Raw genomic sequence first — 20,584 nt, forward strand, 5'->3', positions numbered from 1 at the left:
TTAAGATTAAGAATAGACTGAAATATTTGTTAAAACGCGACATTTAAATTCAGGAATATATTGTGAAAATTTCTGTAATCATTGTCATTTGTTTTATAATTATACCAGGTTCCTAATATTCCAAAGGAGACATTTTTGGCTAACATATAAGTGAATCCAGCTCCAACCATTGTATTTACGGCTGAGAATCCATTGTATATCTGATAGTCTAAAAGTTCAATATCTGGAGAGGAACCAAACCCTGCCATTGCGGTAACATAATGTTTTGGCGACCATAGCGTGTATCGACCATTTACTGTTACGTTGTAGAGGTATTTGAAATCCAATAAGAAGCTATTGAATCGTGCATTTATTCTAAAATCATCAATCACTTTAGTTGCGCCTAATACAATGTTAAACATACTTGTACTTCCAAGGTTTGCATTTGAGCCAATAGTATCCAAAAATCTATAACCAACTCCTAACTCTAGGTTGACTTCCTTGAGTTTATCAATATCTCTATATATAGAAGCGTTAACACTAATTTTAGGGAAAAATTGATTGGCCACTGCGGCATCAATTAATGTTGACGTTTTTCTGTTCCATTCTCTCAACCATGCCGCTTGTACTTGAAATCCTTTCCCTGGTGGTCTACCTGCATAATTTACTCTTCCAGTGTAAGTATTGCGTCGCTTGGTGTGACTGTAACTAAATGAAGACAATGGACTTATTACATCCGCTTCACCTGGACGACTGCGCAAGTGATACAATCCAATCTGATCATCTAAACTTTTGTAATATAAATAGTATAAATAATGATTGAATTGGCGCAACTCCTGTGGTGAGGGCACATAAAATGATTGATAATAATATGCTGAATCGTAATTCTTTATTTTTTCGTAAGCTATTCCTTTGGTGTACTTAAGTGTATTGTTATTCGGAGAATAACGCAAAGCATTGTTCAAGTTCATAATGGCATCAGGACTTTTATTTCCTCTAATCAATTGATGACTATATAACTCTGTGATTTGACTGTAAGCATTAATCAATTCCTGATTGTAAGGATCTGCAGTTACTTTTTCCAGCAATAAATAATATACTTCTTGATAATTTTCAGGATTTTCAGAATCTATTTCAGCCATTTTTATAAGGAAAAAAATATCATCAGGATATGCTGTGTTTCCTCTATCAGCATATTGATAAGCCTTCTCTGGATTATTGGTTTGATATGATAAATTTATAGCATATCGCAATGCTAATTTATTCTTAGGATCTTGTTCCAACCATCTTTCTGTATATTGAAGCGCTTCGTTTAATCTATAAGCTTCAATTAAATCCTTAACGATAAGTGTTGAAATGTTTCCGTATCCTGAAAGATATCTGGTCTTTTGATTGCCGGAAGATTTGTCTAGAATATTTTCATAAGAAGTGAGCGCCATATTATAATTATTCTGTTTATAATAAAGGTCTGCTCTCTTTAAATACAACTCATTGTTTGTTGGTTCAAGCGCAATAAGTTCGTTCAGTACATTTAAAGCATCCAAATATTCCTCTAATTCTATGTGCGCGTTGAAAATTGAATTTTGTGCGACATAAATCAACTCATCATCGCCATATTGAATTACTTTATACCATTCATCTATTGCCTCAGCATATCTTTTTTCAGACATTTTATATTTAGCATCTTCAAAAACAACCATAACATAAGCATATTGGACATCAGCGTCATTTGGATAGCGCTCAAATAAACTTTTCGTCAAAGCAATACTCTTAGATTCATTGCCCATCAATTTATAAGTAGTAAGTTCTTTTAAATATAAATTTTTGGTATTCCCAGTAGCATTGCGTTGAACTTTAATTAATCTTAAAGCTTCTCCATACTGTCCTGCAGAAAGATTATAATTAAAAACATTTTCAAATGCTTCTTCATTCCCAGGCTCTGCTTCAAAAATTTTCCCGTATAAAATATGCGTTTCTTGGTTTTTTGCATAGCGCGCAGCTTCCATCAAGTAATAACTGTACTGCTGGGAATATCCTTTTTTCTGTAAAAAGGGGAGGAGCTCATCATACTTTTTCTGTTCAGCTAAAATTCCTGCCTTTTTGTTAATGAGTTCACTGTTATTGGGAAAAGTATTTAATCCACGATCAATGTAACTTAGAGCAGTATTTAGGTCGCCTGCTTTTAGATAATCATTAGACATGAGAATGTAGTTTTCTACTTTATCCGGATTCTCCTTGAGTAATTTCTTACTTACTTCAATTGCTCCGTCGATATTTCCATCTTTCCTTTTGGCTGCTGCTTCTAGTTCAAGTGCGTATATATAATCATTTCTTATTTCTTTATCATCAGGATAGATTTGGCTAATTCTCTCTTGTAATCTATTTGCCTCAATGTAGTTCCCTTGTAACTTGTACAATTGAATTTTCTTACGCCATAAACCTCTCCAATATGGATTGACCTCAAGTAGTTCATTGACATAACAAATAGCACTCGAGTAACGCTTCGTTTCTAATTCTACGTTAACGAGTATCTGTTTTGCATCAACGTTGTCGGGATTTATTTGTAAGGCTTTTACAAGATCATATCGGGCTTTCTCATTTTGACCTTTATGGTGATGATACTTCCCTGACAGCATTTTAAGATCCGAATCGAAAGGATATTTTTTTAACCCTAAATCAATCGTTTTTTTACCTTCTTCCCATTTACCAAGATCAAACTGACTCATAGTTTTTTCAATGTATGAATCTCTTTCATCCAGATTTATCTCTGTCTGAGCAAATGATATTTGGTAAGTAAACAAAATAATCAAGATAAATGAAATATTCCGTATACACGAGATTATTGTATTCATTTGGATTGTAATATTAAGATTGTATAAATCATTTCTTATTTACTGCTGTTGTTAAAATTTCCGTCTCACTTTCAGATTGTTTAAATCCTTGTCTAGTCATTGCACCCCAACTGAAATCTTTTCGAGTTAAGAATTGAATATAGCCATTTAAACTAAATATAACAATCAATGGGTGATAGATTACAGCTTCTAAAGAAGAGAAAATGACGAGCCTAATGTACTCTCTATAGCTGTTGTAATGTTTTTTCGTCAAAATATCAAAGGAAATTGCAACCAATGAAATAGTTACTCCAAGCAGATAAACAAAGAATAACATCAACCAAAAAGTATTGAAATTTACTTGATCAGTGAATAAAAGGAATATCATAAATAGTAAACCAAAGAATTCGATAATAGGAGCCATGAACTCAAAAACTAAAGCATAAGGCATTACCCAAAATCCCATTCTACCGTATTTCCTATTGAATAAAAGCTTTCTGTGTACAACGAAAATTTGAAGTAATCCACGACCCCATCTCGATCTCTGTCTTTGAAGCACTTTTATATTTGGAGGTCCTTCTGTCCAGCAACAAGTATCTGGAATTTGAACAATTCTATATTTTTGTTTATTGTCCCTCATGTTGGCTACCATTCTCAAAGTCATGTCCATATCTTCAGCGTGAGATAATGGATCATACCCTCCAGCATCAATAGTTACGGGCTTATAGAAAAGTCCGAATCCACCGGAAACGTTAGGAATAAGGTTGAACATTGACCATCCCATTTTCGCCAAAAGATAAGAGCGCAAATATTCTGTTTCTTGAAAGGTAGGAATAAATGCTTTTGGAGGTCTAACCCTTGTTATAACACCATCCTTCACCTCACAGTTGTTTACCATTCTCATGGTTGCGCCAACAGCAATAACTCTACGTTTGGAATCCAGAACAGGCAGAATACATTTAGTTAGTGTATCACGCGCTAAAAGGCAATCTACATCCGTATTAATAAAATAGTCATACTTGGCTACATTAATACCTGCGTTCATAGCATCGGCCTTTGTACCCCCATTTTCTTTATCTACAATTGTTAAACGCCTAAATTTTTCATTTTTTGAACGAAATATCTTTTTAACAGGTTGACAAATTACTTTTTGAATATATGGGAAAGGAATTTCTATTAATTCAAACTCCTCTATTAAAAGCTCTAATGTTTTGTCTTTACTCCCGTCGTTTACAATTACAACTTCAAAATTCGGATAATCTAAATTAAGTAGAGATCTTACGTTTTCAATAATAATAACTTCTTCATTAAATGCAGGGGCAACAACAGATATTCCTGGAGCAATTTCAGGAAGCATTTTTAAATCTTCTTCCTCTTTTTCTGTATACTTTCTTTTATTTCTAACAATGTTTATATACCCTAGAATAGCTAGGCTAATATAAATTACCGTCATTAAAAATGAATAGAAAAATATCAGATACTGATATACGAGGGCTACACCTTCCATTTACTTATTTTGTTACTTTGACAAGACAAAGGTTTATCTAACAGAAAACCCTTGATCTATGTAATTAAATATTGATTTTTCAAAGTCTGTGGTGCTAGTACTTTTTAATTTATTAAAAACTATTTTCGACTCATCTACTAGATAGATGTTCTGCAAAACTTTAATTAATGTTTCTTTATTATGCGTTTCATGGTATATTTTTTCTAAAAAGACTAAAGCATCTTGGCCTCCTAATTCTCCCATTGCGTGAATTACACTTTCTTGTACTTCTTGGGGGTTGGATTCATACCCTTCAATTAAATGAGGAATGGCTGCCTTGTAATCCATGACGCCCAAAGTTTTTGCAATTTGAGATTTAACCAGATTGTTTGAAAGAGGTTCTTTGAAAATCTCTATTAATTTTTCAGCACAATCTATTTGCTTAAAGTAACCAATTTCTTGGATTAAAAACGATTTAAAGAACTCATTTTTGGCTGTATTCACCCATCTAATAAGTGGAGGGAGTGTTCTAGATTTTGATTTTTCTTTTAAGGCGTCATGGATTCGAACTTCATCCAAGGAGTTAAAGTCTTTATCAAAATCGTCCTCTAGGAATTTAAATGCATCATTAGAGTCAAACTTCATGAAAATGCTCTTTGCATGCTTTCGAAGATTGTCATTTTGAGAACCCGTTTTATTTGAAATAGCATTACTTGAAGCGTCTTCACTCATGTCATCAAGAATTCTTAATGCCGTTCCCTCGTCTTTTACGTTTTTATTACGCAGTTGATCTTCCCAATAAGCGTGAAGTTCAAATACTTTTAGTGTTTGTTTGTAATTTCTAACGTTTAACTTCATGTCTTGATTAATTAAGGAAAGTATTAATTTGGATATGTAAGACTTACCCCATTCCTTGATGGGATCGCTATTGATGTTTAATTGTTTTTCTATTTCTTGTGATGAAAGATTCTTTTCTGAGAAAAGAACCTGATTCAATTTTGTTTCGTATTCCTCTTTTATTTGCTTTTTTCTGTTCTCAAATTGGTTCCTTTTTTTTGCAATGAAGAGGATTCTAACCATTGAACCTAAATAAATTAATACTAGAATTACTATTAAGAAAAGTGTTACTCTAATTACAAAAGGATACCCTATAAACTTTGACTCAAAATAGTATAAATAATATTTTATTGAATTCACTTATTGATTTTTATACAAACTTAATATTACTTTTCTGTCCTGATACATAATAAGGTAATAACAAAACTAAAATAACGCTATACAGAATGAAATTAAGTTGCTATTTTGCACTTACTTCAACCTTTTCATTTTGTTTAATAAGATTGATCATAAGTTTGGTAACATGAAACTTTTCCCATTCATTTAATGAGTCACTGTCTAAACCAAGTCTTCTTTTGATTTCATCTGTTGAAATATCCTCATCAGAAAAAAGTATAGTTTTTAATTTCTTTTCATATTTCTTTTGAATCTCTTTTTCGCGATTAGTCATTCTAGTTTGAGTACGGGCCAAAAAGAAAATTCTAATAAGTGATCCTATATATATTAAAGCTAAAATTGTAACTAGAAAAATTGTTACTCTAATTACTAACGGAAAACCTACAAATTGAGATTCTAAATAATATAGATTATACTTTAATGAGTTCATGGCGTTTTTTTTAGTTTATTATTCTCCAACAAATCTACTTATAAAGTTTTAAAGTACCATAAGTTGAAAGCCATGTTTAATGCCTGAACCCCCTATAATAGTGTTGGTTTTACGTAATTCGTAAAGGATTTCACTCCAAAAAGAAGATTTTTAGAACCAGTTTTTTAAATTTTATTTATTCGGATAATTGAATCTTTTAACAATAGATTTAAAGTAGTTTTCCAATAAAAACAGTGCATTGTGAATATAAATTCTATTTCCATCCTTAGTGAAAACCAATCACTTTATTATTTATTTTGATAAAAATCACATGAGTAAGAGTCAATTTTTTTTATGTTGAAAAAAAAATAAATTTTTTTTAAATAATTTTGATAAAAACCGTAATTTTTTAGTTTGATGCCTCAAAAAATGAGTTTTGTCGTTAGAAAAATACTGTTTGTCGGTTTAAATTAAATCCTTAGCAGGTCGTTTTTGGCACTTTATCCGATCGAAAATGTACATTAATCGAAAATGTTCTGACTATTTGCCTGAATTTATCTGCTGAATAACTTTAAATATTGGGTTGAATTTGAAAGAATATCCGCGGTTGTAAATCAATTAAAGTAAAATTTGGTGGTCAAACCTTGATAAGTGATTTTTTGAAATTGAACTTTTTCAGGTCTATATTCGTAAATAAGTGCTTAATAAATGACTTTTTTAAAAAGAAAGGAGATTGAAAATATTATAAATAGACTTTAAAAAAGTAAGTATATATATTAATAGTCATAGAAATCAACATAGTAGGCTATTACTTATATGATAACGCACTTAGTTCTGAAGAACCAGTCAATTTATCTTTGTGATTGTATGATTCAGATTTAACGACACCAAATCCTGTCAGAAACCATGAAATTGTAGAAGACTCTCTGCTCATCATACTGTTTTCCATTTTGGCTTTTTCAGTGATTTTTAAACATTCGAAGTTTCCTGCATCTGTTTTTACAGTCTCTATTCCTTCAATTTTCCTATCAAAGGTTGTTATTTTCATATTCATTATGGAAATACCTGATGTCGAAGCAGAAATAGTGATGGTCGCATCTTCTAGTTGCGTATTGACATCTTTTTCTGTTGGATAGTTAATGGAAGTTCCATCCATTTCAACTTCCATACTTTCTAAAGATTTCATTGTTTCCGCTGGTATCATTTGACTCATATCTATTTTATAGATCCCGTTTTCACAAATTACTTCAATTGTTCCATCATGAATGAACTCATCTTTTTCATCATACAATTGTGTTTTAATCTCCCACAGCGACTTATTACTGCTGTGACTCGCATTTAGGATTTCATGTTTTGTAAACCCTGTATTTTTGCCTTTCTTGTCAAAACTTGTGATTTCCCATTGCGTCCCTTTCTTTAAATATTCAGAATTCATGCATTCTTGAGAGAATAGAACCGTTGTAAATAGCGATAGAAAGAGTGTTGTGATGAAGTTTTTCATGTTTACGGTATTGATTAATAAGTAATTATAGCTAATATAGAATTTATTAAATTAAAATAATAACGATTGATTATTATTTTAATTTTGTACCACCTAATTCACACTTATTAAAATGGCCCCGTGGCGCAACTGAATATCATTTTATGATGTAGTTGCACCACGAGCCCAAGAAAAAATGGCCCCGTGGCGCAACTGAATAGCGCACTGGATTTCGGCTCCAGCGGTTGTGGGTTTGAATCCCTCCGGGGTCACTAAGAGTAAAAAGCTTTCCTATAGGGAAGGCTTTTTTTGGTTTTAAATTCTCTGAAAGCTCCTTAGAGTTTTCAAGGAATTTAAAACCAAAAAAGGCCTAACGTTCTGAAGGAACGTAAAGCTTTTATTCGGAATTCGGAGTTCAATGGGATATGTAATCCCTCTTTCATTAATTACAGAAAGTATTAGAAAGTTATTGCTTCTATTTACTCAATATTGAGTTCTATGATTCTTTAATAAGAATTAGGTCAGAGATTTGAAATATGCTGTGGTAAGTCAGTTAATGAAATTCAAGTGTACTCATCAAAACCTCAATATTAACTTCAAATTAAGCCTCCGCTGCGTCAAATAATTAGGAACAGCTAAGTAATTTCCCTGTGTATCTTGAACCCATTGTTGAGAAAGGACATTATCAATTCCTAATAAATTGAAAACTTCAAAGTTTAGGCGAATGTCAGTAAATGGTCTAAAAATCTTCTTTCGGTTCTCTGGTTTAGGCTTTTTATATAGAAAGTCGTAACCAAAACCAATATCTACTCTGAAATATGCTTTTTGACGAAGTGTATCTTTACGGCGTGCATCGTCTGGTGGACCATAAGGCAATCTAGAACCAAAGTTAAGTCCTAATTGTACTGTGAATTGCTCAAAACCGGGCATTCTATCTTGTATTAAAGTGGCAAATGTAAACCATTGATCAGTTGGTTTTGGAATATATCCTGGTGAAACGACTGAACTGTCAACGGGAGTATTGTTAAAAGTGAATCCAGGAATAATTTCTTCACCATCAGAGTTGGTGTAAACCATGTAATCATCATTTTTTAAATCTTCTATACTACGCAGTAATCCAATTTTAAAGAATGAATAAGAACCTTCAATAAACTCACCATGTAGGTTTAAATCTAGTCCGTAGGCGTGTCCAATTGCATTGTTTTCAGCTAAATATCGGGTACGCACATTGTCTATTCCATACGGATTTACGTCCCACATGTATTTATAGAAGACTTCTCCTGTAAGTTTGAATGGTGAATTACGTTCCCACATTTCAAATGCATAATCGACTCCAGTTACAAAATGGAAAGACTTCTGACTTTTCACATCGGTATTTACAGTTCCATCCATTCTGCGTAATTCTCTGTAAAATGGAGGTTGATAATATAATCCAGTACTTGCATGTAATCGAACAAAACGTTTTCTTAAAGTACCTTCACTGTTTATATAGTACCTTCTTGGGAAATAACTAACTGTTGCACGTGGTGTAACGTAGAATTCATTATTGAAAGCAGTATAACCCGCTCTTATTCCTGTGTTAAACGTTACTTGAGATCTTGATCTTTCGACTGTATCGTAATGAATCTCTTTTATTTTATTTCCGAATGAATCAAATGACTTTACTTTTATTTGAACGGGAAAGTTGTCTTTATACTTATCAAATGACTGACTATATTGAAAGAATCCGCTTGTTCTAAAAGTTTGGAGTACGTTATTGGCTTTAACTACTTCTTGCAATCCAACTTCATCTGGATTGTTCTGAGGCAAGCTAAATCCAGCAGAGTCTATCAAACTCCATTCGCTCATTACATCAAAAAAGTCTTCATATTGTGCTGACAATCCCCAACTCAATTTCCCTTTCTTGTCATAGCCTAAACCATCCTCGGTAAGTTGCATGAATTGATGATTTCCTTGATGTCTTAAAGAGTAAATTGTTGCCTGAAGCCTATTTCTTGAATGGTCTAAGAATGCGCCAACGCCAAGTGTATTTATTGAATCTCCAAATTCTTCTTTTGCTGGATCATTTTCTAATTCATTAATAAAGTACTCGCCAAGAATATCAAAAGTTTCCCTTTCATCTGTATTAAATATTTTAGCATAAACGGCTAAATCTGTTCTTTTGTTTACATCCCATTTTAAGGAAGTAGCTCCAGTTATTGTCTGAAAACGAGTTACTTCTTGACCTTCGAAATAGACTTTAAAACTCAATGGAGCACTGATTGTTCCCAGTTTAGTTTCTTGAGAAACAGGGGCAAAACGGTAATCGTTTGAAGAGAAATGTCCTAAAACACTCCAAACTAAGTTTTCCTTAATGTTGTAATTGGCTACGAGTTGAAGATCAAAAAATCTTGGTTTGTAAGCTCCTTGAACAGGAAGTGCATTCAAAAGATATCCTTGATCTTGGTAACGTCCTGCTACCATATAATTAAATCTTGGACTCACTTTGTCTTCTACATGAACAGAAACTCCTAAAAGTGATGCATCTACTGATCCTCTAAATTTAGTTGGTGTTCGGTAAGTAATATCCAAAACCGAACTCAATCTATCTCCATAATTTGCTGAAAAACCACCTGCGCTAAAAGCAATGTTGTCTACTAAATTTGGATTAATAAAACTCATTCCTTCCTGCTGACCACTTCGGGTAAGGAAAGGACGATAAATTTCAAAACCGTTCACATAAACAAGGTTTTCATCATAACTTCCACCTCGAACATTGTAATTGTTTGTCAATTCATTGTTTGAATTTGCTGCGGTAGTCAATGTTAAGTATTTTTCGATACTTCCATTTGGAGAAGGAATACTTCCCACATCTATTATTGGTAAATCGTCAATTGAGTTGTCTTTTGCTCTTCCAGTAACAACAATTCCAGTAAAGTATTGAACGTTCAATTTAACTTTGTCGATGGTTGTTATAGTGTTGGCAGTAACATCGACAGTACGTTCTTGTACTTCATCGTCAAATTGAATAATAATCGTTTGATTTCCAGTTGGGACTTCTAACTTATAGACTCCATCAAGATTTGTTTCTGTTCGCACTTTTACATCACCTTTTAGAGAAATACGAATTTCAGGAAATCCTTTGTTCGTTTTATCAACTACTTTTCCTGTGATGGTTCCAGTTTGCGAAAATCCCTGAATAGAGATGGATATAATTAATAGAAAAATGGAAAGAATCCTCATGAAATCACCGTGTTTAATGCAACTAACGAGTAGAAATTACAAATGGTATAATTACTTTAACTTTTATAGTAATTCATTTATAATTTTGTCCATTGAATAACCTTCAGCCTCAGCCTTATAGTTACGCACTAAACGGTGACGAAGAATAGGTTTTGCTACAGCTTTCACATCTTCGATATCTGGAGCATATTTCCCTTTCAAAACAGCATGACATTTTGCACCAATAATTAAATATTGAGAAGCTCTTGGTCCAGCTCCCCATGTGATAAAGTCTTTTGTTAACTGAGGTGCAGAAGTATCATTTAGTCTTGTTTTCCCAACTAATTTTACAGCGTATTCCAGTACATTCTCTGCAACGGGAATTTCACGGATTAACGCTTGGAAACGCATGATTTCTTCGCTGCTCATGATTTGCTGAATGTTAACTTCAGTATCTTGTGTAGTTGATCTAACAATGGCCATTTCTTCTTCAAAAGTTGGATAATCTACCCAAATATTGAACATAAAACGGTCTAATTGTGCTTCTGGTAGGGGGTAAGTTCCTTCTTGCTCGATTGGGTTTTGTGTTGCCAATACGAAAAAAGGTTTCGGTAACTGATAAGTTTGTCCTGCTGCAGTAACCGTTCTCTCTTGCATTGCTTCCAGTAATGCAGATTGTGTTTTGGGTGGAGTTCTGTTGATCTCATCCGCTAAAACCATATTGTTGAAAAGAGGTCCTTTTACAAATTCAAACTTGCGGTTCTCATTCAATATTTCTGCTCCTACAATATCAGAAGGCATTAAGTCAGGCGTAAATTGGATTCTGTTAAAACTCAATCCTAAAGATTGCGCAATAGTATTGACCAATAAAGTTTTGGCCAATCCTGGAACACCAACTAAGAGACAATGACCACGAGAAAACATAGAAATTAGCACTTGGTCAACAACTTCTTCTTGTCCAACAATAACTTTATGAATTTCTTTTTTTAGTACCTTGTATTTCTCAACAAGTTGGTCCAACTCTTTCACATTTGACATAATTGTAAGTGTTTTTTATAGGTTATTTCCAAGCGTAACGGAAATCACAAGATGCATATTTTTCATCAAAACGCACATAAGTTTTTCCAACTTTACTATTTACCCAGTCTTTTATTAACTCTTCTTTCTTATTGTTTTTCGCTGCCTTTTTTATGAAATTATAGTCATCTTTTAGGTTAGCTGTATGCGGCTCTGTTCTGTTATTTATACGGACAACACGAACACCTTCTTTACGTGATCTCATGTCGGTATATAAACCAGGACTTGAAACTTCACCTGTTTCTAAACCATTTACTAATCCGAAAATTTGTGGGTCAATTTGATTGATGTTTGAAACATCCCAATATTGCTCACCAGTGTAAGGATTTGATAAGTTCCCTTGGTTTTGACGTGTGTCATCATCTTCAGAATATTCTTTTACTGCTTGGTCCCAAGTAATTTCGTTTCTTTTCAATCTTGCAAAACATTCATCCATTAAAGTGGCTGCATCTCTTAATTCTTGTCGGCCAATTTCTGGTGTTAAAAGAATATGTCTTACTGTGTAGTCATCACCTTTTCTTGATTCCAATTGAATGATATGGTAACCATATTGTGTTTCTACAACATCAGAAATTTGTCCAACCTCAAGTGCAAAAGCAGCTGCTTCGAATGGTTTTACCATCATTCCACGAGTAGCTTCAATTTTACCACCTTCTTTTGCACTTCCTTGGTCTTCGGAGTGAATTGTGGCAACAGCAGAAAAAGAACGACTTCCAGATTTAAAATCCTCTTTCCATCCCTTTAATTTTTCAATTACAGCATTTCTACTGGCTTGCGTTATTTTGGGATAAATCACGATTTGTTGAATCGCAATTTTTTCGTTGATATAAGGTAAACTATCTTCTGGAATTGATTTATAGAAGGTTTTTACATCATTTGGACTAATTTCAAGATCTGCAACAATTTGTCGTTCCATTTCTTGAGAAAGTAGTCTGTCTCTAATGATTTCACGGAATTCTTCTTTAATCTGAGTATATGTTTTACCGTAGAATTGCTCTAGTTTTTCACGACTTCCAATTTGTTGTTCTAGTGTACGTAAACGATTTTCCATTTCAGCATTTACTTGTCCATCAGACATTTCTATACTGTCAATTTTCGCTTGATTCAACAAAAGGTTTTGATAGAGTAATTCTTCTAATAGAAAACAATTTGTTTTATCGTCAACTGGTTGGCCTTCGCTTTTAAGTTGAATACGTTGTGCTTCAACATCAGAAAGTAAGATTGGATTATCACCCACTTGAGCGATAATTTCATCTATGATTTTATCTGATGCAACACCTGATGAAACGATTTGTGAATTTCCAATGAAGGAGAAACCAAAACTAATAATAAGTGATAGGATACTTTTCTTTAACATTTTCTAAAATTGTTTCTTTTGCTTTGTTTCGTAAATTATTTACTCTCCTTTTAAGGATATGTCTTCGAATACCGGCCCTTTCAATCTCCATCGGTGAAGATATAGATTTTGTTCTGAAATCGAGTACGTTTATGTAATGCGTCTCACCGTTTTCTTTAAATATTGCTTTTCCGCGACTTTTAACCAATTCTTCTTTCTTGTTTGTGGAAATGGAAATCTCTCGCACTAAATCATCGAAATAAATCCATCTTTCTTCCTCAAAATAGAAATTGGTTGCGTAAAGATTTGCAATTTTTTTAATTTCCTTCAAGTCTTTATCATTCTTTAACAAGAAGTGTTTGTCAATGTTTAACATTGGCGCCAGTGTATCTGGAATCTTAATGTATAAAGCTCGAACAATAAAAGATTCAGCTTTATAATTTTCTCTGTGCGAATTGTAATATTTTTGAATTTCTTGATTACTAATTATTGAGTCTAAATTTTCCGTAATGAAAATATTCTCTAATTCAAAAAGGTTCAATTGCATTAATTCATCTTGAACCCTCATTTCATTTGCTGTTTTGACTTCGGGTGAAGATTTTTCGATTTCTAAGGCTACTTGCTGTTGATTAATCCATTCTTCAATTACCTTTTCTTTCGCTTCTTCATCAGAAAAATCACCAAGTAAAAGACTTATTCTATCATTTAATTCTGTTTCATATAATATCTGATCTCCAACTTTGCAGATCTTCGTATCTCTATTTTCGGCACAGGAAAATAAAAACAGAAGAAGGCTGCTCCATAGAACAACCTTCCCAATAGTATATGTTTTCAGCTTACTCACCAATAGAATATAATGCTTCTTTGTTTACAGTAATTGTATGTTTTTCACGCAATTCACTCAACCATTTACTTTCCAAATGTTCTTGATAAGATTGAATAACTGATCCTCTTGCTTCTCTTAAAGCTTTTGGTCCAGCAGGAAGTTTTTCCTCGACAACAATAAGGTAGAATTTGTCACCTTCCTTAAAGATGTCGTTCGCTCCAACTTTTAAATCTCTATTTGCAATTAATGGTTTTTCTGAAGAAATGTATTTCCCTGTTTCAGCTTCAAGATTCAATTGAGAATCTGCATTCACTTTATTCAAAATGTCATACATTGTTAAAGTATCTAAATCATCCAATAGTTTCGCCTCCATTAGCATTTCTTTCTTGCTTGAAGAATAGATTACTGCATGAGTTCTAGCTGGCCATTGATATTTATCTAGATTAGCTTCAAAGAATTTCTGTAATCCAACAGTATCTTTAATTGCTTTGTCCCAAACTTTATCTTTCATTATTTCGTACAACAAAACTCCATCATGGTATTCTTGTAATAATGCTTTGTAAGCTGGATATTTAATTACCAAACGACTTTTCTCGTCATTCATAATTTCGGCAGCTTGCCATTCGTTATATTTTTCATCTACAAATTTATGAACAGGCATTTGCTTTCCTTTTTTGCTTTCTGCAATAAAGTTCATAAAGCCAATCATATCATATTTTGTGTTGTTGTATTTAAACATCCACTTGTTTTTCTTCAAGCTAGGAGATTCCCAGTTCTTCTTGAATACTGTGCTGTCGATGTTTTCATAAAACCAAGAAAGTCTTTTGTCTCCTTTGTCTTTGAATGAGTTTTCTTCTTTCAACTTAGCAATAAAAGCTTTTTCTGATTGATTAGCTCTATCACCACGACTCAATTTTTGTTGAATTTGTGATCTCAATTCTTCTAAAGAACCAAGCGGCTTGTATTCAACTCTTTTTACGATGTGGTAACCATAATCTGTTTTGAAAGGCTGAGAGTAATCTCCATCATTTTTCAATGCAAAAGCAGCATCTTCAAATTCTGACACCATTCTTTGGTTTGTTCCAGATCCAAATGGAGGCAATTGACCACCTTTCGCTTTAGAACCTTGATCATCTGAATATAAACGCGCTAATTTATCAAAAGATTCTCCTCCGACTAATTCTGCATAAATTTCACCAATTTTCTTTTCAGCATTTGTGATTTCTGTTTTGTCTGCTTCATTATTTAATGCAACCATTATATGTGCAGCAGTAATAGTTCCTCTAGCTTCACGCTTGTCAACTATTTTTATTACGTGGTAACCAAAGCTTGATCTAATAGGCATTGAAACTTCTCCGACATTCAATTTATAAGCGGCAGTTTCGAAAGGATAAACCATTTGGAAAGCAGTAAAGTATCCAAGATCACCTTTATTCATTTTCGCCGAAGGATCTTCTGAACCTCCAGGAGAACTTGCTACAGTTCCAAAATCTTCACCTTTATCAATACGTTTCTTTAAATCTAAAGCTTTGTTGTAAGCTTTTAATGTATCTGCTGGAGAAGCATCTGGTTTAGCAGTGATTAGAATATGTGAAGCTTTAATTTCGTGCTTCATTCTGTCATAAGCTTCTTCTAATAATTCTCTAGTTTTACTAGAATCAATTAAATATGGATGCGCCAATTGCTCTTTGTATCCTTGTAATTCTCTTTTCAAAGAAGGGATTGTGTCATATCCTAAAGCTTCTGCTTCTGCAACTTTAAGCTTGAATTTTTTATAAAGCTCCATGTACTCATCCAAACTTTCTTTGTCATACTTTGGATTGTCATTGTTCTTTAAATAGACTTGGAGAAACTCACTTTTAGTTACTTTTTCACCGTTTACAGTCATTACGACTTCATTATCTCCTTTTTGACTTATACCACTAACGGCAAATGCGAAAAAAGCAGTAATTAACAATAGATACTTTTTCAAATACATAATTATAAATACTTTAATTTTTAAAACGGTTACGAAATTAATAATCTAATCAGATGTTAAACCTTAAACTTGAAAATATATTGTGTTACAATTTTATTTGAAGCTATAATTAGGAGCTTCTCTAGTAATTGCAACATCGTGTGGATGAGACTCAGTCATACCTGCATTGGTAATTCTTACGAACTCTGCACCTTGTAAATCATCAATTGTTTCAGCACCACAATATCCCATTCCAGCTCTCAATCCGCCCACAATTTGGTAAACTACTTCTTCGAGGTTTCCTTTATAAGGAACTCGACCTGCAATTCCCTCTGGAACTAATTTTTTACTGTCGTCTTCTGTGTCTTGGAAATAACGGTCTTTTGAGCCTTTTTCCATTGCCTCAATTGATCCCATTCCTCGGTAAGCTTTGAATTTTCTTCCTTGGTAAATGATTGTGTCTCCAGGAGATTCCTCTGTTCCTGCGAACATTGAACCTACCATTACGGTGTCAGCTCCAGCAGCAATTGCTTTAACGATATCACCCGTATAACGAATTCCACCATCTGCAATTACAGGAACTCCTGTTCCTTCAAGTGCTCTTGCAACATCATTTATAGCTGTGATTTGTGGAACTCCAACACCAGCAATAATTCTTGTTGTACAAATTGAACCTGGTCCAATACCAACTTTTACGGCATCTGCGCCAGCTTCAACTAAATATTTAGCAGCTTCTGCAGTCGCGATGTTTCCTACGATAACATCAATTCCTTTGTGTTTTGCTTTTACGGCTTTTAATTTTTCAACAACACCTAAAGTGTGTCCGTGAGCTGTATCAATTACAATTGCATCAACTCCAGCTTTCACTAAAGCGTCAACTCTTTCCATTGTGTCATCTGTAACACCCACAGCAGCAGCAACACGCAAACGACCAAATTGATCCTTACAAGAATTCGGATATTCTTTTACCTTAATAATATCACGGTAAGTAATCAATCCGATTAATTTGTAATCTTTATCTACAACAGGAAGTTTTTCAATTTTATGTTCTTGTAAAATTCCTTCTGCAGTTGTTAAGTCTGTCATTTCATTTGTAACCACCAAATTATCTTTGGTCATTACATCTATAATAGGACGGTCTTTTATCTTTTCGAATCGCAAGTCACGATTGGTAACAATTCCTTTTAAAACCTTGTTTTCATCCACTACTGGAATTCCACCGATTTTATTTTCTTTCATTAAAGCAAGTGCATCTCTAACCAAAGCTTTTTCACCTAAAATAATAGGGTCAATGATCATTCCGCTTTCCGAACGCTTCACTTTACGTACTTCAAGTGCTTGAAGTTCGATACTCATGTTTTTATGAATCACACCAATACCACCCGATTGAGCCATAGCAATTGCCATGCTCGATTCAGTTACAGTGTCCATTGCAGCAGATACGACAGGCGTATTCACAGAAATGTTTCTTGTGATTTTACTTTTAAGAATTACGTTGCGGGGAAGCACTTCTGAAAATGCTGGAACGAGAAGAATGTCATCAAATGTTAACGCCTCTCTTACGTTATTTATATCTCGAATTGCCATGTGAACTTACATTTAAATAAATTCACGCAAATGTACTAAAAATTAAAAAAGAACTGAATTTTTTGATGTTTTTATGTTGATAAAATCTGTTAAACCGTCATTATTGTTATATTCGGAGACTAAATTCAAAACACACATGCTTAGAAAGATCGTTACAATTCTTTTTATCACATTTTTATTTGCTGGGCAAATTGCTTTCAGTCAAAATGTAATTTTCCCCGAAGTAGTATTGAAAAATGTACCTACAGATATTCAGGTACACTCTGAAACTGAAATCGATTATTTGATTTTAAATAAAGATACTTTACAACTCAATAAAGCAGGTGACAAGTATGTAATGAATGTGACTTTGGAGAATGACAATATCCAATTTGAAAATACAGCCATAGAATATGAGAAACCTTTGGTTATTCCGGGTTGGTTGTCTTTATTGCCTCCTTTAATTGCCATTATTTTAGCATTGATTTTTAAAGAGGTTCTTTCTTCCTTATTTATAGGGATATTTATTGGTGCAGCAACTATAGGGTTTTATGGAGGAGGAATCTCAGGAATATTTGCCGCGTTCTTTACCGTTTTAGATCATTATATTTTAGATGCACTGCTGGATCCTGGTCATGCTTCGGTGATTTTATTCTCTGTAATTATAGGTTCCATCGTCGCCATAATTTCTAAGAATGGAGGAATGCAGGGAGTGGTAAATCGCTTAATTAAATATGCAACGAACCGAAAATCTGGAATGTTGACCGCTTACTTTTTGGGATTAGCCATCTTTTTTGATGACTACGCCAATACACTTGTAGTTGGAAATACGATGCGACCAATTACAGACCGTTTGAAAATTTCAAGAGAAAAGCTGGCTTATATTGTTGATTCCACAGCTGCTCCAATTGCTGCAATAGCATTTATAACCACTTGGATTGGTGCGGAGTTGACATACATAACTGATGGGATTTCGAAAATTGAAATGCAACAAGGAGTCGTTATTACAGAAAGTGCTTACGGTATTTTTATTAATTCTTTAGCGTATTCATTTTATCCTATTTTCACTTTATTCTTTGTTTTCTTCTTGCTTTATAAACAACGTGATTTTGGTCCGATGTACAAGGCCGAAATTAAAACTTTAAAAGAAGGAAATACCGCAGATACAGTTACAAATCGTGAATTGGAAGAATTTAATCCAGTGAAAAACGCTAAAATTAAAGCCTACAATGCCATTATTCCAATATTTATTGTGATTTCAGGAACATTCCTAGGATTACTAGTAACTGGAATTTCAGCTTCTAATTCCTTTTTACTTGAAAACGGAATTGATTTAAGTAACGGAACTTGGGCGGCGATTGGAACTGAAGGAGGAGATCAAGTTGGATTTTTTAGAAAATTAGGAATCGTAATTGGTAACGCAGATTCTTATGTTGCTTTACTATGGTCATCCATGGCTGGTTTGGCAGCAGCAATTGTTATGACAGTTTCTCAAAGAATTATGTCTTTGAAAGAAGCAATGGATGCCATGATTGTTGGAATAAATACGATGATGCCAGCAGTTGTGATTTTAATTCTAGCGTGGTCATTGGCCGGAGTAACTGAAAGTTTAAGTACTGCAGAATACCTTAAGGCATTTTTTGGATCAGACTTTTCACATGTTTGGGTTATTCCAGCATTGACATTTGTTTTATCTGCATTCATAGCCTTTTCAACGGGTTCTTCATGGAGCACAATGGCGTTAATGTATCCGCTTGTAATTCCATTATCGTTCGCAGTAGCAGCAGGAGATCCAAATTTCTCAGAAATGGCAATTTTGTACAATACAATTGCTTCGGTATTGGCTGGTTCCGTGCTTGGAGACCATTGTTCACCGATTTCTGACACTACAATATTGAGTAGTTTAGCCACTTCATGTGATCATATTCAGCACGTTAGAACACAAATGCCTTATGCTTTAAGTGTTGGAGCTGTTGCGTTATTTATTGGAGTAATTCCTACAGCTTTTGGAGTGCCGAGTTTGGTGGCTTTCGGAGTTGGGATACTGGTGCTGTACTTGATTGTGCATTTTGTGGGGAAAAAGGTTTAGGACAGTTTTGATTTGGAACTATTTTCGGATTCAAAGAGTTTTGCAGGTGATAGGCTGAATAGGTTGTCTATGTATTGCACTGTATTGGCACGCGGATGACACGGATCTTCGAACGCGGATTTTTAAGGATTTATTTTGTATTGCAAAAACTGAAATGATTTTATTAAAAAGTTATGGTTAATTCCATAAATCCTCAGTCTTAATTACTTTGTCTTCTCCACGGATATGTTGAAGTTTACTGCGTTTTGTTTTCTCAACAAATTCAGGATTATATTCTTTCTTCTGAGTTATTTCGAATTTCATCTTCAAGCCTTTACAAAAGCTTTTAATGCATTTGCTTGTTCTTTGTTTTCAGGAAATACAATGTAGGTTTCTACTTCTTTCATAATCAAACGAAAATAATAATTTTAGCTTGAAAAAATTTGTACATTTATTGCAAATCAAAATGGATCTTCACCCAAAAACTAAATTCACTCTTTTTCCTAGACCTACTTCGAAAATTCTATAAAGTGTGGAGAGTTGAATATCACATTTTCCATTTTCAAGACGAGAAATATAGCTTTTTTTAGTTCCGATTTTTTCAGCCAATTGTTCTTGTGTCATGTTTGCTTCTTTTCTAGCTTCTTTTAACATTGTGCTAATAACAAAATATTGCGCTTTTTCTTCAAATTCGTCGCGCTTTTCGTTACCAACTTTACCATATTTGGCATCTAATAACTCGTCGAAGTTTTTAGCATTTTGGATGTTTTCTTTCTTCATTATTTCTTGTTTTTTGAATTGAAATATTCGTTTTTTAATTCTATCGCCTTATTAATTTCTTTTCTAGGGTTTTTTGAGTTTTCTTTTGAAATCCATTAAATAAGACCACTAAGTTGCCTTCACCAAACAGCAGAAAATTCTATAAATATTACTTCCGTATTCAACTCGTGTCTCATAAAGTCCATAAGTTCCTGACATGTGAGTAAGAAATTTTTTAGGAACGTTTTGGATTGTTCTAATAACCATAAATACATATTCAATTTTTTCTTGTACTTTTTCATTTTGCTCCATGTAGAACTCAGTAAAATGGTGTTCGTAAAAAATAATTTTCCGTTGAGAACTCATGTCACAAAGT

The 20,584-nt window shown here is 33.6% G+C and carries 15 protein-coding genes and 1 tRNA gene; 2 read left to right on the top strand and 14 right to left on the bottom strand.

All coding sequences use genetic code 11. The annotated features are described in order from the left end of the window. Positions 1 to 29: 29 nt before the first annotated feature. The 5 genes from ERX46_RS03430 to ERX46_RS03450 form a co-directional block, all read right to left on the bottom strand. The gene (locus ERX46_RS03430) at positions 30 to 2,705 is read right to left on the bottom strand and encodes a tetratricopeptide repeat protein (protein WP_165366132.1); all 2,676 of its coding nucleotides are present in this window, start codon (positions 2,703 to 2,705) and stop codon (positions 30 to 32) included. A 154-nt stretch (positions 2,706 to 2,859) separates the two neighbouring features. Continuing rightward, entirely contained in the window at positions 2,860 to 4,317 is a 1,458-nt protein-coding gene (locus ERX46_RS03435; protein WP_130092426.1) for a glycosyltransferase family 2 protein, read from the bottom strand. A 33-nt stretch (positions 4,318 to 4,350) separates the two neighbouring features. Continuing rightward, the gene (locus ERX46_RS03440; RefSeq protein ID WP_130092427.1) at positions 4,351 to 5,493 is read right to left on the bottom strand and encodes a HEAT repeat domain-containing protein; all 1,143 of its coding nucleotides are present in this window, start codon (positions 5,491 to 5,493) and stop codon (positions 4,351 to 4,353) included. Between the two features lie 100 nt (positions 5,494 to 5,593). Continuing rightward, positions 5,594 to 5,959, bottom strand: a complete 366-nt coding sequence (locus tag ERX46_RS03445; RefSeq protein WP_130092428.1) for a hypothetical protein — start codon at positions 5,957 to 5,959, stop codon at positions 5,594 to 5,596. Positions 5,960 to 6,746: 787 nt separating this feature from the next. Then, a complete protein-coding gene (locus ERX46_RS03450) occupies positions 6,747 to 7,439 on the bottom strand; it encodes a TapB family protein (protein WP_130092429.1) in 693 nt (230 codons plus the stop codon). A gap of 177 nt (positions 7,440 to 7,616) precedes the next feature. On the opposite strand from ERX46_RS03450, the gene ERX46_RS03455 reads away from it, so the two are divergent. Next, positions 7,617 to 7,690: transfer RNA gene (locus ERX46_RS03455), tRNA-Arg, on the top strand. A 304-nt stretch (positions 7,691 to 7,994) separates the two neighbouring features. Here ERX46_RS03455 and ERX46_RS03460 read toward each other — a convergent pair. From ERX46_RS03460 to guaB, 6 genes are all read right to left on the bottom strand, one after another. Continuing rightward, positions 7,995 to 10,640, bottom strand: coding sequence for a TonB-dependent receptor (locus tag ERX46_RS03460; protein WP_130092430.1), 2,646 nt, complete (start codon positions 10,638 to 10,640; stop codon positions 7,995 to 7,997). A gap of 63 nt (positions 10,641 to 10,703) precedes the next feature. Then, complete coding sequence (locus ERX46_RS03465; RefSeq protein ID WP_130092431.1) at positions 10,704 to 11,657, bottom strand: AAA family ATPase; 954 nt, start codon at positions 11,655 to 11,657, stop codon at positions 10,704 to 10,706. A 22-nt stretch (positions 11,658 to 11,679) separates the two neighbouring features. Continuing rightward, complete coding sequence (locus ERX46_RS03470) at positions 11,680 to 13,053, bottom strand: peptidylprolyl isomerase (RefSeq protein WP_130092432.1); 1,374 nt, start codon at positions 13,051 to 13,053, stop codon at positions 11,680 to 11,682. After that, a complete protein-coding gene (locus tag ERX46_RS03475) occupies positions 13,019 to 13,876 on the bottom strand; it encodes a hypothetical protein (protein WP_130092433.1) in 858 nt (285 codons plus the stop codon). Before ERX46_RS03475 ends, ERX46_RS03470 begins: the two co-directional genes overlap by 35 nt. Then, the gene (locus ERX46_RS03480; protein ID WP_165366133.1) at positions 13,869 to 15,830 is read right to left on the bottom strand and encodes a peptidylprolyl isomerase; all 1,962 of its coding nucleotides are present in this window, start codon (positions 15,828 to 15,830) and stop codon (positions 13,869 to 13,871) included. Before ERX46_RS03480 ends, ERX46_RS03475 begins: the two co-directional genes overlap by 8 nt. Before the next feature lie 99 nt (positions 15,831 to 15,929). Next, entirely contained in the window at positions 15,930 to 17,402 is a 1,473-nt protein-coding gene (gene guaB / locus ERX46_RS03485; RefSeq protein ID WP_130092435.1) for an IMP dehydrogenase, read from the bottom strand. A gap of 136 nt (positions 17,403 to 17,538) precedes the next feature. Here guaB and ERX46_RS03490 point away from each other — a divergent pair, with 136 nt between their 5' ends. Continuing rightward, positions 17,539 to 19,470: a Na+/H+ antiporter NhaC family protein gene (locus tag ERX46_RS03490; RefSeq protein WP_165366134.1), complete on the top strand. Its 1,932-nt coding sequence runs from the start codon at positions 17,539 to 17,541 to the stop codon at positions 19,468 to 19,470. A gap of 177 nt (positions 19,471 to 19,647) precedes the next feature. On the opposite strand, the gene ERX46_RS17750 is transcribed toward ERX46_RS03490, so the two are convergent. The 3 genes from ERX46_RS17750 to ERX46_RS03500 form a co-directional block, all read right to left on the bottom strand. Continuing rightward, on the bottom strand, positions 19,648 to 19,800 hold the full coding sequence (locus tag ERX46_RS17750; RefSeq protein WP_394345102.1) for a DUF2683 family protein: 153 nt from the start codon (positions 19,798 to 19,800) through the stop codon (positions 19,648 to 19,650). 123 nt (positions 19,801 to 19,923) lie between these two features. Next, entirely contained in the window at positions 19,924 to 20,229 is a 306-nt protein-coding gene (locus ERX46_RS03495; RefSeq protein WP_130092437.1) for a helix-turn-helix transcriptional regulator, read from the bottom strand. 108 nt (positions 20,230 to 20,337) lie between these two features. Next, on the bottom strand, positions 20,338 to 20,574 hold the full coding sequence (locus ERX46_RS03500) for a type II toxin-antitoxin system RelE/ParE family toxin (RefSeq protein ID WP_242494525.1): 237 nt from the start codon (positions 20,572 to 20,574) through the stop codon (positions 20,338 to 20,340). Positions 20,575 to 20,584: the final 10 nt, after the last annotated feature.

Source organism: Brumimicrobium glaciale (genome assembly GCF_004152935.1).
Lineage (GTDB): Bacteria > Bacteroidota > Bacteroidia > Flavobacteriales_D > Crocinitomicaceae > Brumimicrobium > Brumimicrobium glaciale.

Excerpts from the sequence above, each read along its gene's own strand:
- guaB (WP_130092435.1), bottom strand. The coding sequence starts at position 17,402 with ATGGCAATTCGAGATATAAATAACGTAAGAGAGGCGTTAACATTTGAT.
- ERX46_RS03460 (WP_130092430.1), bottom strand. The coding sequence starts at position 10,640 with ATGAGGATTCTTTCCATTTTTCTATTAATTATATCCATCTCTATTCAG.
- ERX46_RS03500 (WP_242494525.1), bottom strand. The coding sequence starts at position 20,574 with ATGAGTTCTCAACGGAAAATTATTTTTTACGAACACCATTTTACTGAG.
- ERX46_RS03450 (WP_130092429.1), bottom strand. The coding sequence starts at position 7,439 with ATGAAAAACTTCATCACAACACTCTTTCTATCGCTATTTACAACGGTT.
- ERX46_RS03430 (WP_165366132.1), bottom strand. The coding sequence starts at position 2,705 with ATGAGTCAGTTTGATCTTGGTAAATGGGAAGAAGGTAAAAAAACGATT.
- ERX46_RS03445 (WP_130092428.1), bottom strand. The coding sequence starts at position 5,959 with ATGAACTCATTAAAGTATAATCTATATTATTTAGAATCTCAATTTGTA.
- ERX46_RS03465 (WP_130092431.1), bottom strand. The coding sequence starts at position 11,657 with ATGTCAAATGTGAAAGAGTTGGACCAACTTGTTGAGAAATACAAGGTA.
- ERX46_RS03495 (WP_130092437.1), bottom strand. The coding sequence starts at position 20,229 with ATGAAGAAAGAAAACATCCAAAATGCTAAAAACTTCGACGAGTTATTA.
- ERX46_RS03490 (WP_165366134.1), top strand. The coding sequence starts at position 17,539 with ATGCTTAGAAAGATCGTTACAATTCTTTTTATCACATTTTTATTTGCT.
- ERX46_RS03470 (WP_130092432.1), bottom strand. The coding sequence starts at position 13,053 with ATGTTAAAGAAAAGTATCCTATCACTTATTATTAGTTTTGGTTTCTCC.
- ERX46_RS03435 (WP_130092426.1), bottom strand. The coding sequence starts at position 4,317 with ATGGAAGGTGTAGCCCTCGTATATCAGTATCTGATATTTTTCTATTCA.